Source organism: Rhizobium giardinii bv. giardinii H152 (genome assembly GCF_000379605.1).
Taxonomy (GTDB): Bacteria; Pseudomonadota; Alphaproteobacteria; order Rhizobiales; family Rhizobiaceae; genus Pararhizobium; species Pararhizobium giardinii.
The window spans coordinates 243466-255178 of record NZ_KB902680.1 but is presented as its reverse complement, the minus strand read 5'-3'; the positions used below and the strand labels follow the sequence as shown (position 1 = coordinate 255178).

The 11713-nt window shown below is 61.6% G+C and carries 10 protein-coding genes; 5 read left to right on the top strand and 5 right to left on the bottom strand.

Translation table 11 applies throughout. The features are described from left to right. Nucleotides 1-75: 75 nt before the first annotated feature. Complete coding sequence (gene xdhB / locus A3AY_RS0116990; RefSeq protein ID WP_018326859.1) at nucleotides 76-2418, top strand: xanthine dehydrogenase molybdopterin binding subunit; 2343 nt, start codon at nucleotides 76-78, stop codon at nucleotides 2416-2418. Nucleotides 2419-2492: 74 nt separating this feature from the next. On the opposite strand, the gene A3AY_RS35435 is transcribed toward xdhB, so the two are convergent. Beyond that, nucleotides 2493-2696, bottom strand: coding sequence for a hypothetical protein (locus A3AY_RS35435; RefSeq protein WP_018326858.1), 204 nt, complete (start codon nucleotides 2694-2696; stop codon nucleotides 2493-2495). 100 nt (nucleotides 2697-2796) lie between these two features. Between A3AY_RS35435 and A3AY_RS0116980 the strand changes: the two genes are divergently transcribed. The 4 genes from A3AY_RS0116980 (at nucleotide 2797) to A3AY_RS0116965 (ending at nucleotide 6737) form a co-directional block, all read left to right on the top strand. Next, the gene (locus A3AY_RS0116980; protein WP_018326857.1) at nucleotides 2797-3705 is read left to right on the top strand and encodes a LysR substrate-binding domain-containing protein; all 909 of its coding nucleotides are present in this window, start codon (nucleotides 2797-2799) and stop codon (nucleotides 3703-3705) included. An 82-nt stretch (nucleotides 3706-3787) separates the two neighbouring features. Then, nucleotides 3788-5026 (top strand): urate hydroxylase PuuD, encoded by a 1239-nt coding sequence (locus tag A3AY_RS0116975; protein WP_018326856.1) that lies wholly within the window; start codon nucleotides 3788-3790, stop codon nucleotides 5024-5026. Further along, entirely contained in the window at nucleotides 5023-6345 is a 1323-nt protein-coding gene (gene guaD, locus A3AY_RS0116970) for a guanine deaminase (protein ID WP_018326855.1), read from the top strand. Before A3AY_RS0116975 ends, guaD begins: the two co-directional genes overlap by 4 nt. A gap of 38 nt (nucleotides 6346-6383) precedes the next feature. Next, nucleotides 6384-6737 carry a cupin domain-containing protein gene (locus A3AY_RS0116965; RefSeq protein ID WP_018326854.1) on the top strand — a complete coding sequence of 118 codons (354 nt, stop codon included), beginning with the start codon at nucleotides 6384-6386 and terminating at the stop codon, nucleotides 6735-6737. Nucleotides 6738-6818: 81 nt separating this feature from the next. Here the strand turns inward: A3AY_RS0116965 and A3AY_RS0116960 are convergent, their stop codons facing one another. The 4 genes from A3AY_RS0116960 to A3AY_RS0116945 are packed head-to-tail and all read right to left on the bottom strand — an operon-like array spanning nucleotide 6819 to nucleotide 11652. Further along, the gene (locus A3AY_RS0116960) at nucleotides 6819-8750 is read right to left on the bottom strand and encodes a beta-galactosidase (RefSeq protein WP_018326853.1); all 1932 of its coding nucleotides are present in this window, start codon (nucleotides 8748-8750) and stop codon (nucleotides 6819-6821) included. Beyond that, nucleotides 8750-9847 (bottom strand): ABC transporter ATP-binding protein, encoded by a 1098-nt coding sequence (locus tag A3AY_RS0116955; RefSeq protein WP_018326852.1) that lies wholly within the window; start codon nucleotides 9845-9847, stop codon nucleotides 8750-8752. Before A3AY_RS0116955 ends, A3AY_RS0116960 begins: the two co-directional genes overlap by 1 nt. Before the next feature lie 45 nt (nucleotides 9848-9892). Further along, nucleotides 9893-10744: a carbohydrate ABC transporter permease gene (locus tag A3AY_RS0116950; RefSeq protein WP_018326851.1), complete on the bottom strand. Its 852-nt coding sequence runs from the start codon at nucleotides 10742-10744 to the stop codon at nucleotides 9893-9895. Next, entirely contained in the window at nucleotides 10744-11652 is a 909-nt protein-coding gene (locus A3AY_RS0116945; protein ID WP_026203533.1) for a carbohydrate ABC transporter permease, read from the bottom strand. The genes A3AY_RS0116950 and A3AY_RS0116945 overlap by 1 nt, the downstream gene beginning before the upstream one ends. Nucleotides 11653-11713: the final 61 nt, after the last annotated feature.

Genomic DNA, 11713 nt, shown 5'->3' with positions numbered 1-11713 from the left:
CCCCGTTCCGACGGGGAGACGGTGGCCGGCAGGCCGGATGAGGGGTTCGACACTTGCTGCACGGAAGGTAAATTGATGGACAAATCCACCTTCGAAGAGCGCAAGACGATCGCCGGCCCGATGCATTCGGCGCTGCGCCATGACAGTGCCCACAAGCATGTCTCCGGCACTGCAGATTATATCGATGACATGCCGGAACCCGCCGGAACGTTGCATGGCGCGCTGGGAATGACGGACCGCGCCCATGCCGAGATCGTCGCAATGGACCTGTTGGAGGTCATAGCCACTGCCGGCGTCGTCTGCGTGCTGACGGCCAAGGACATGCCGCATTCCAACGACATCAGCCCCAGCCATCTCGATGACGAGCCGGTGCTTGCCGACGGCCTCGTGCAGTTTCACGGCCAGCCGGCCTTTGCGGTGATCGCCGAGAGCCGCGACATCGCAAGGCGTGCAGCGCGCAAGGCGAAGATCACCTATCGCGACCTTCCGCATTTCACCGACATCACCGATGCGCTCGAAAACGGCGCGGAACTCGTTACCAAGCCGCTCACGCTGCAGCGAGGCGATGCAGAGGCGGAACTGGAACTCTCTCCTCGCCGCCTCGCCGGCCGCATGCGGATCGGCGGCCAGGAGCATTTTTACCTCGAAAGCCATATCGCCTTAGCCATTCCCGGCGAGGACGACGAGATCACGGTCTGGTCTTCCACCCAGCACCCGAGCGAAGTGCAGCACATGGTCGGCCATGTTCTCGGTGTGCCGTCCAATGCCGTGACCGTACAGGTCCGGCGCATGGGTGGCGGCTTCGGCGGCAAGGAAACGCAGGGTAACCAGTTTGCGGTGCTCGCTGCCGTCGCGGCCAAGAAGCTCAATCGCGCCGTCAAATTCCGCCCCGACCGCGACGAGGACATGACGGCGACCGGCAAACGGCACGATTTCCTCGTCGATTACGAGGTAGGCTTCGACGACGAGGGCCGCATTCATGCAGTGAAGGCGAACTACGCTGCGCGTTGCGGCTATTCCTCCGACCTCTCCGGCCCTGTCACCGACCGCGCTCTGTTCCACGCCGACAGCTCTTATTTCTACCCGCATGTGAAACTGACCTCACAACCCCTGAAGACACACACTGTCTCGAACACCGCCTATCGCGGCTTCGGCGGACCACAGGGCATGATCGGGGGCGAGCGCTTCGTCGAGGAGATCGCCTATGCGCTCGGCAAGGATCCGCTCGACATCCGCAAGCTGAATTTCTATGGCGAAAAAGGGTCGGGCCGCGACCTCACGCCGTATCACCAGCAGGTGCAAGACAACATCATTCACCGCATCGTCTCCGAGTTGGAGGCGAGCGCCGACTATCAGGCGCGCCGTAAGGCGATCATCGACTTCAACACGACCAGCCGGGTGATCCGCAAGGGCATCGCGCTGACGCCCGTGAAGTTCGGCATCTCCTTCACCATGACGGCCTTCAACCAGGCTGGCGCGCTGGTGCATGTCTACCAGGATGGTTCAATCCACCTGAACCATGGCGGCACGGAGATGGGACAAGGCCTCTATACCAAGGTGGCGCAGGTTCTGGCCGACAGTTTCCAGGTCGATATCGGTCATGTGAAGATCACGGCGACAACCACCGGCAAGGTGCCGAACACCTCGGCGACCGCTGCGTCATCCGGCTCCGACCTCAACGGCATGGCGGCCTACGACGCAGCGCGGCAAATCAAGGAACGGCTGGTCGATTTCGCAGCCGAACGCTGGCAAACGGAGCGAGAGAACATCAGCTTCGTGCCGAACCACGTCAAGATCGGCGAAGAACTGGTGCCCTTCCCGGATTTCATCAGGCAAGCCTATTTCGCCCGCATCCAGCTTTCCGCCGCCGGCTTCTACAAGACGCCAAAAATTCACTGGGACCGCAACACCGGCCGCGGCACGCCGTTCTACTACTTCGCCTATGGAGCCGCCGTCTCGGAAGTTTCCATCGACACGCTGACCGGTGAATATATGGTCGACCGGGTCGATGTGCTGCACGACGTAGGAAAATCGCTCAATCCCGCCATCGATATCGGTCAGGTGGAAGGCGGCTTCGTGCAGGGCATGGGCTGGCTGACGACCGAGGAACTCTGGTGGGACGACAAGGGCCGACTGAGGACCCATGCGCCGTCGACCTACAAGATCCCGCTCGCCTCCGACCGGCCGAAGATTTTCAACGTCAGGCTCGCGGAATGGGCCGAAAATGCCGAAATGACCATCGGGCGTTCGAAGGCCGTCGGCGAACCGCCCTTCATGCTGCCGATCTCTGTGCTGGAGGCGCTCTCCATGGCCGTCGCCAGCGTCGCCGACTACCGTGAATGCCCGAGGCTCGACACGCCCGCAACGCCGGAACGGGTGCTGATGGCGGTGGAGCGCCTACGCGCAACGAAGGCATAAAAACGCAGGTTCGAATTTGCCTCCCGCCGTTATAACTGCGATGACGGCGGGGCTGAAATCTGCGCCATAGTCTTCTATCGCGTCAGATCCGAATCCTGGCGCGGGTCGCGTCCGTCCATGAAACCCATGTCCCGTTTCATGTAATCCGACATGGCGCCGAGGTCGAGTTTCGGATAGCCGGGCCGAAGATAGTGAAGTGTTTTTGACAGCCGCTGACGCCAGCCCTCGACGCTATTATACTGGATTGATTCATATTTTTCAATTGCTTGGCAATCCATTACGGCACCCCGTGTGTTCGTGAATGTGATTGCAGCATGCGCGCAAACATGCTCAAATTCCAATCGAACAACTGTCTGCATGCATCAAGAGAACTTATCCATGAAGATGTCGAAACAGTTCCCGTTGAATGCGCTTCGCGTCTTCGAGGCGGCAGCCCGGCTTGGCAGCTTCACCCGCGCGGGCGAGGAACTCGGCATGACGCAGACTGCCGTGAGCTACCAGATCAAGCTGATCGAGGAGAATGTCGGGGAACCGCTGTTTCTGCGAAGGCCGCGGCAGATCACGCTGACGGAGGTTGGCCAGCGATTGGCGCCGCGCGTCACCGAAGCCTTCGAAATGCTGCAGGAGGCCGTTTTGTCGGCGCGCGGCGATGTGGACAGCGCGCTCCTTATCAGTTCGACTGCGACCTTTGCGTCTCAATGGCTCGCGCGGAATATCGGGTCCTTTCAGCTGGCTCATCCGAACATCGCCGTACGGCTGACGACCAGCGACAAGATCATCGATCTCGCGACGGAGGCGGCCGACCTCGCCATCCGATCCGGCGTAGGCGTCTGGCCGGGTCTCGACAGCCATCCGTTGATGCGCATCGAGTTCACGCCGATGCTCAGCCCGGCGCTCGCCGAGACGATCGGCGGCATCCACGAACCGCGCGATCTCCTGAAACTGAGGATCATCGATGCCGCCGATCCGTGGTGGCGGCTGTGGTTCGAAGCCGCCGGTGTCAGCGATCCGGATCTCGAAGGCAGGCCGACCAGCCGGCTCGGCGCGCAGACCTTCGAGGCGCGTGCGGCGGTCGCCGGACAAGGCGTCGCCATTCTGACACCTGAATTCTACACGGACGACGTCGCGCTCGGCAGGCTCTATCAGCCCTTCGAACTCCGCTGCAGCGACGGACACGATTATTGGCTCGCCTATCCGCACGCCCGCCGCAATACGCCGAAAATCAGGACCTTCCGCGACTGGATTCTGGGCGAACTCGATCCTGACGCAAACGGCTTCAGCAAATAGCGCTTGACGACGAAATCCTCCCTCTTCCCCCGGCCTTTGTTTTTGCGCAAGGTGACGCGGCGGAGGATGAAAGGGACACTGAATGTATGAATTCGCTATCGCCTGGGAGTGGCTCGCCTTCGCCGTCCGCTGGTTGCATGTGATCACGGCGATTGCCTGGATCGGCTCTTCCTTCTACTTCATCGCACTCGATCTCGGGCTGGTGAAACGCGACCATCTGCCTGCCGGCGCCTCTGGCGAGGAATGGCAGGTGCACGGAGGCGGCTTCTATCACATCCAGAAATACCTCGTCGCGCCGGCGACCATGCCGGAACATCTCACCTGGTTCAAATGGGAGAGCTATGCGACCTGGCTTTCCGGGTTTGCCATGCTCTGCCTGGTCTATTACGGCGGTGCCGACCTGTTCCTGATCGACCGGCATGTGCTCGATATCTCCGCGATCACCGCGATTGCCATTTCGCTCGCATCGCTCGCGATCGGCTGGATCTTCTACGACCAGCTCTGCAAATCACCTCTCGGCAAGAACACCTGGACGCTAATGGGCATCCTCTATGTCGCGCTGGTCCTCATGGCCTGGGGCTATACGCAGGTCTTCACCGGCCGCGCCGCCTTCCTGCATCTGGGCGCCTTCACAGCGACGATCATGTCGGCCAATGTCTTCTTCATCATCATGCCGAACCAGCGCGTCGTCGTTGCCGACCTGATCGCCGGGCGAACGCCCGACCCGAAATACGGCGTCATCGCCAAGCAGCGCTCGCTGCACAACAACTATCTGACCCTGCCCGTCATCTTCTTCATGCTGTCGAACCATTATCCGCTGGCTTTTGCCACGGCCTACAATTGGGTGATCGCCGCACTGGTCTTCCTGATGGGCGTCACGATCCGCCACTGGTTCAATACGACCCACGCCCGCAGGGGCCAACCGACATGGACGTGGCTGGTCACGCTTTTGCTCTTCATCGTCATCATCTGGCTTTCCACCGAGCCGAAGATGTTGACCGGCGGCGCTTCGGCGGAAGTGTCGCCGGCCTTCCGGCAGTTCGCCGCCAATGCGCATTTCCCGGCAGTGAAGGATGCCGTTTCCACCCGCTGCTCCATGTGCCATTCTGCAGAACCGGTCTATGAAGGCATCAACCGGCCACCCAAGGGCGTAACGTTCGAAACGGACGCGGAGATCGCGGCCCACGCCCGCGAAATCTACCTCCAGGCCGGCCGCAGCCACGCCATGCCGCCGGGCAACGTTACCGACATGACCAACGACGAGCGCAAGCTGCTGACGGCATGGTTCGAAAGCTCGGTTTCGGAAGGCAAGACAGAATGACCGCCACCCTCATTCGTGGACGTACGTTGAGTTTCAAGCGCGCACCTGCCAGCCTGGATGATACCGGTGCCTATGCCTATGAGCCGGATGGCGCCCTGTTGGTGGAAGATGGCCTTATCGTCGCGAGCGGCGGCTATGACGTGGTGAAGGCACAGGCGCGCGATGGCGCGGTGGAAATCGACCACCGCCCTCACCTCGTCCTGCCCGGCTTCATCGACACGCATCTGCATTTCCCGCAGATGCAGGTGATCGGCTCCTATGCCGCCAACCTGCTCGAATGGCTGAACACCTATACCTTCCCGGAGGAATGCCGCTTCGTCGAGACGGCGCATGCCGAGCGTATCGCAACCCATTTCTTCGACGAGATGCTGCGTCACGGCACGACGACGGCAGTCGCCTATTGCTCGGTGCACAAAACCTCCGCCGACGCCTTCTTCGCCGAAGCCCTGCGTCGAAACATGCGGATGATCGCCGGCAAGGTGATGATGGACCGCAACGCGCCGCAGGGCCTGCTCGATACGCCTCAGATGGGCTACGACGAGACTCGCGCAGTGATCGACCAATGGCACGGCAAGGGCCGCAACCACGTGGCCATCACCCCACGCTTCGCCATCACCTCGACGCCCGAGCAGATGTCGGCGGCGCAAGCACTGGTGCGCGAGTTTCCGGACCTGCACGTGCAGACGCACCTCTCGGAAAACCGCGACGAGATCGACTTCACCTGCGCGCTCTACCCTGAAGCCGCCGACTACACCGATGTCTACGCCCGCTACGGCCTGCTCGGCCCGAAAACGCTATTCGGCCATTGCATCCATCTGTCGGAGCGCGAAATGGATGCCATGAGCGAGACCGGCTCGGTCGCCGTCCACTGCCCGACCTCCAACCTGTTTCTCGGCTCCGGCCTGTTTCCGCTGAAGAAGCTGGTGGGCCGCGAGAACCCTGTGCGCGTTGCAGTCGCAACCGATATCGGCGGCGGATCGAGCTATTCCATGCTGCGCACCATGGATGAGGCTTACAAGATCCAGCAATTGCAAGGGGAGCGTCTCAATCCGTTGGAGAGCTTCTACTACATGACGCTCGGCAATGCGCGGGCGCTGTCGCTTGAGAACAAGATTGGAACGCTCGAGCCCGGCACGGATGCCGACTTCATCGTGCTGAACATGGCGGCGACGCCGGCGATGGCGCTGAAGGCCGAAGTGGTGAACTCACTCGCCGACGAGCTTTTCCTGCTGCAGACCATGGGGGATGATCGGGCGATTGCTGAGACCTATGTGGCGGGAGTGGCGGCGAAGACGAGGCTTGGGACACCCTCTCCTTGAGGGGTAGAGCTAACACGTTTCATTGCGGAGGCTCAAAAATGAGTGTCGCAAAGATTCTGGAACGCCACGAATGGGCGGAACGGCCGGACGTATGGCAGGGCGAATTCGAAGGCGGCGCTTACGGCGCCAATGTATCGGTCATGTTTTACACGACAGACAAAATTGGCGGCGGCCCCAGATTGCACAAGCACCCCTACGCGGAGGTCTTCATCATCCGACAGGGCCGGGCGCTGGTCACAATCGGAACGGAGCAGATCGAAGCAACTGCAGGCCAGATCATTTTCGCGCCCGCAGATGTGCCCCACAAGTTCAGCAATCTCGGACCAGGACGGCTTGAGACAACCGATCTGCACGTCACGGATGCCTTCTCCACGGAATGGCTGGAGGAATAACCTCCGAGCGCGCGCCCGGCCGCCAGGCGAACTCCAATCCTCCGTGGCGGCGTCACAGCTGTCCAAAGGCGTGGAGATCGCCTATTCTTTCCACGCCGTCACCGCCTGAGGCTTCACGTCTGTCTCACCGAGAATGACGTTCGCACCTGCCGGTATTGCCCAAACCTCCGTCCCGTAGTTGAACGCAAACGTCACCCCGCCGCGCCGGCGCAGCCGGATATGATCGGGAAGCGCCACGGTTTCGAGGCCTGCTTTAGCCGCCAAGTGGGTCAAGGTCTGCCGCAGGAGCGCCTGATCAGGCCAGCAGGCGAGATAGTGGTGCCCGTCCTTGGCCGTCAGCGCAGGGTCACCATTGGCGAAGGTCGCAAGCACCTCACCGTCCGTCTCGAGATATTCCCGCCAGCGGATGGCGGCACCGCAGACAGTGCCGGAGACTGCATCGTCCAGCCCCGGACGCAGCGATGACACCTGGGTTATCCGAGCGCCCGTAAGCTTCGCAAGCGGGCCGGGTGGCAGATTTTCCGGAATGGCGAACTGGCGCGTGCGCGAGCCGGAGCGCGGGCCGTAAAGCACGATACCCTCGGCCGCATTGAAGGCATGCAAAGCAGCGTCGGCGACCATCATCAGCGACGGCACGAGCACCAGCTTGTAGCCGTCGAGCGCAGCACCCGGGGGGGCGAAATCGACGTTGAGACCAAGCTTGCGCACGGCTTCGTACCAGCGGAAGGCCAGGTCGTGATACTGGAAGTCCCTGCCCTGCGGCTGGATGACCGTCGCCCAATAGGTCTCGTAGTCGTAGACGATGGCGACCGGAGCCTGCTCCGTTGCCGGCAGCGCACCGGTGTCGATGAGTTCGCGCCCGACGATCTCGGCCTCGCGCCCACCGACCGACAACTCGTCCGAGCCCGGCAGGTTGAGGCCCGCATGCATCTGCTCCTGCGCAAACGGCGCCTGGCGCCAGCGGAAGTAGCTGACGACTTCGGCACCATGCGCCAGCGCTTCCCAACTCCACAGCCGGACCATGCCGGGCTTTGGCACCGGATTCCACGGCGCCCAGTTCACCGGTCCGGGCTGCTGCTCCATGATCCAGAACCGGCCGCGGCCAACGCCGCGATAAAGATCGTGGTGGAACGGCGCGATGTCGGGATGGGAGGTTTCCGCCCAGCGGTTTCTCTCTTCCTGGCTGAAGGGAAACTTCTCGACAAAGCCGATCGGATAACTGTCCCACGACGCGAGGTCGAGGTTTTCGCCGACCTTCCAGTGGTCGAAATCGTTGACGAAGCCCATGAAGTTATGGGTGATCCAGCGGCCCGGCGAATGCTTGCGGATGATCTCGCACTGCATCTTGTCATAGGCGGCCACCTGCTGCGACTGGAAGCGCCAGAAATCGAGCCGTGCCGCCGGGTTGGTCTCGGTGACGGTCAGGTTCGGCAGCACCACATCCTCGAAGCTGTTCACCTCCATCGACCAGAAGACATTGCCCCAGGCTTCGTTGAGCTGCTCGGTCGACTGGTAACGCATCCTCAGCCAGCGGCGGAACGCCTTCAGGTCTTCCGGCCCCCAGGACTGCGTCGTGTCGTGGCAGCCATATTCGTTGTCCGTCTGCCAGCCGTCGAGCGCCGGGTGTTCGCCATAGCGCTTGGCGATGATCTCGACGATGCGGGCGCTTTCGCGCCACCAGACCTCGGAGGAGAAGGTATAGTGCCGACGCGAACCGAAGCCGCGTACGCGCCCGTGCTGATCGACCGGCGCGATCTCCGGATATTCGTCCATCAGCCATTTCGGCGGCGTCGCCGTCGGGGTGCCGAGCACCACCTTGAGCCCCGCGGCTCCCAGCGTATCCATGGCGCGATCGAGCCATGCGAAATCGAATTCGCCTCGCTTGGGCTCCAGCCGCGACCAGGCGAATTCGCCGATGCGTACGAAGGAAATGCCCATGTCCCGCATGCGGCGGGCATCCTTCGCCCACCAGGCTTCCGGCCAGTGTTCCGGATAATAGCAAACGCCAAGCATTATTTCGTCAAATCCCCGTTGATGATGGCGACGCCCGACGCGTCGAAGAGATGGCAGGCCTTGGGCGGAATGCCGATGCGGAAGTCCGCGCCCGGATGCGCAGTTGCCAGCCCATCGGCCTTGACGGAGACGTCGCTGCCATCGGTGAGGCTCACATAGAACATCGTCTCGGAGCCGAGATATTCGGCGAGCCGCAGTTTCGCCGGCAGGATGGCCCCGTCCTTGCCGTCAGCATCGATATGCTCGGGCCGAATGCCGAGTGTCACCGCTTGGCCGTCGCTGACGCGGGCATGTCCGGCCGGCAGCAGGATTTCGACGCCGCCGACCAGGGTGACGCGAATCTGATCACCGGCGGGCGACGCAGTCGCCTTCAAGAAATTCATCTTGGGCGAGCCGATAAAGCCTGCGACGAAGAGGTTGTTCGGCCGATGATAGAGTTCCAGCGGCGAACCGATCTGCTCGATCGAACCGGCGCTGAGGACCACGATCTTGTCTGCCATGGTCATTGCCTCGACCTGATCGTGGGTGACGTAGATCATCGTTGCCTTCAGGTCCTGATGCAGCGTGCTGATCTCGGTGCGCATCTGGACGCGCAGCGCGGCGTCGAGGTTCGACAGCGGCTCGTCGAACAGGAAGACCTCCGGATTTCGGACGATGGCGCGGCCGATGGCAACGCGCTGGCGCTGGCCACCGGAAAGCTGCGACGGCTTGCGGGCGAGCAGCGGCTCGAGCTGCAGCATCTTTGCGGCGCGCTGCATGCGCTTTTCTATCTCCGCCTTGTCATGGCCGGTCATGCGCAGCCCGAAGCCGATATTGTCGGCAACCGTCATGTGCGGATAAAGCGCATAGGACTGGAACACCATCGCCACGCCTCGATCGGACGGGCCGACATGGGTCATGTCCTTGCCGCCGATCTTGAGTTCGCCCGACGAGATTTCCTCAAGCCCGGCAACCATCCGCAACAGCGTAGACTTGCCGCAGCCCGACGGACCGACGAAGACGCAGAACTCGCCGTCGGCGATCGAGAAATCGACACCCTTGATGACGCTGACCGAGCCGAACTGCTTGGTGACATTGCGGAGCGTGACGTCAGCCATTGGCCCTGCCTCCCGATGAAAGTTGAAATGTGGAAAACGCGGCGATCATCCCTTGGTCGCTCCCAGCGTCAGGCCGGCAATGAAATGCTTCTGCATCAGGAAGAACATCAGCACCGGCGGCATGGCAGCGACGATCGAGCCGGCCGACACCAGATGCCAGGCAGCGATCCATTGGCCGTTCAGCGAATACAGCCCGGCCGTCACCGGCATGGCATGCTGCCCCTGCACCAGGACCGTCGCCCAGAAATAATCGTTCCAGATGAAGGTGAAGACCAGCACCGACAGGGCAGCGATCGCCGGTCGCATCAGGGGCAGGACGATATAGCGGAAGATGCGCCATTCGCTGACGCCTTCGACGCGGGCGGATTCGATCAGCGCAAAGGGCAGCGACGTGATGAAATTGCGCATGAACAAGGTGCAGAAACCGGTCTGGAAGGCGATATGGAAGAGCACCAGGCCGGAGATGCTGTCATAGAGCCCAGCCCGCAGCGTCATGTCGCGCACCGGCACCATCAGGATCTGGAAGGGGATGAAATTGCCGGCGACGAACAGGAAGAAGATCAGGAGATTGGCGCGGAACTTGTAGACCGCCAGTGCGAAGCCGGACAGGCAGGCGAGCCCGACCGCGCCGATGACGGTCGGGATCGTCACCTTGAAGGAATTGAGAATGTACCAGCCGATCGGCGAATCCCTGAAGACAGCCGTATAGTTATCGATACCGGCGAAGCGCGAGGGAATGCCGAAATAGTTTCCGGCAGCCAGATCCGCGGATGGCCGCACCGAGGTGATGGCGACGCCGATCAATGGCAAGAGCCATAAGATCAATGCGATCGGCAGGATGATCGTATAGGCGTGGCGCACCCAGGGCGCAGCTTTCTGGACGGGGGTCGGAAACATCAGGCGTGCCTTTCCCGCATCAGCATGCGCACGATGAACAGGGTGATGAAGACCATCATGATCATGAAGAGGACGACGGCGATCGCCGCGCCATAGCCCATGCGGTAGCCGTATTCCGACAGCGCCTGCTCATACATGTAGAATGAAAGCACGCGGCTCGAGCCGTAGGGGCCGCCATCGGTCATGATCGAGACCAGGTCGAAGGAGCGCAGCGCGCCGATGACGGTAACGACGATAGCAATGAAGGTGGCGGGACCGAGCTGCGGCAGGATGATGTTCCACAGCAGCGACCAGCCCCTGGCACCATCCATGCGGGCCGCCTCCACCTGTTCCGGATTGATGTTGTTGAGACCGGTCAGGTAGAGGATCATGCAATAGGCGATCTGCGGCCAGAGACCGGCGGCGATGATGCCGAGCGTCACGTAGCGCTCGTCAGCAAGGATCGCGATGCTTTGGCCGGTCAGCGTCTTGATCAGCGCGGACAGAAGACCGAAATCCGGCGCATAGAACCAGGTGAAGATCAGGCCGACGACGACCTGGCTGATGACGAAGGGAAAGAAGAACAGCGACTTGTAGAGCCGGATGCCGGTGACCGTCTGGTTAAGGAACAGCGCCACGGCAAGGCCTGCGGGCACGGCGAGCAGATAGAGCACCAGCCAGAGAATGTTGTTCTTCAGCGAGGTATAGAAGGCTTCGTCATCGAGAAGCTCGACGTAATTTCCCAAACCGATCCAGGTTTTCGGGCCAAGTCCGTCCCAATCGTAGAAACTGATCCAGATCGATTGGAAGATCGGAATGATCACATAGATCGAAAACATGATCATGCCAGGCGCCAGAAACAGCCAGGGCGCCAGGCGCTGCTGGTTGCGCTTCCAGAAACCGGATGTCGCGGAAACGGTGCTGCTCATCGCTGCCACCTTGCTGAGTATTTTGATTTGAGCCGACGATAGTGCGGGCATCCGCCCCTCA

Excerpts from the sequence above, each read along its gene's own strand:
- xdhB (WP_018326859.1), top strand. The coding sequence starts at position 76 with ATGGACAAATCCACCTTCGAAGAGCGCAAGACGATCGCCGGCCCGATG.
- A3AY_RS35435 (WP_018326858.1), bottom strand. The coding sequence starts at position 2,696 with ATGGATTGCCAAGCAATTGAAAAATATGAATCAATCCAGTATAATAGC.
- A3AY_RS0116980 (WP_018326857.1), top strand. The coding sequence starts at position 2,797 with ATGAAGATGTCGAAACAGTTCCCGTTGAATGCGCTTCGCGTCTTCGAG.
- A3AY_RS0116975 (WP_018326856.1), top strand. The coding sequence starts at position 3,788 with ATGTATGAATTCGCTATCGCCTGGGAGTGGCTCGCCTTCGCCGTCCGC.
- guaD (WP_018326855.1), top strand. The coding sequence starts at position 5,023 with ATGACCGCCACCCTCATTCGTGGACGTACGTTGAGTTTCAAGCGCGCA.
- A3AY_RS0116965 (WP_018326854.1), top strand. The coding sequence starts at position 6,384 with ATGAGTGTCGCAAAGATTCTGGAACGCCACGAATGGGCGGAACGGCCG.
- A3AY_RS0116960 (WP_018326853.1), bottom strand. The coding sequence starts at position 8,750 with ATGCTTGGCGTTTGCTATTATCCGGAACACTGGCCGGAAGCCTGGTGG.
- A3AY_RS0116955 (WP_018326852.1), bottom strand. The coding sequence starts at position 9,847 with ATGGCTGACGTCACGCTCCGCAATGTCACCAAGCAGTTCGGCTCGGTC.
- A3AY_RS0116950 (WP_018326851.1), bottom strand. The coding sequence starts at position 10,744 with ATGTTTCCGACCCCCGTCCAGAAAGCTGCGCCCTGGGTGCGCCACGCC.
- A3AY_RS0116945 (WP_026203533.1), bottom strand. The coding sequence starts at position 11,652 with ATGAGCAGCACCGTTTCCGCGACATCCGGTTTCTGGAAGCGCAACCAG.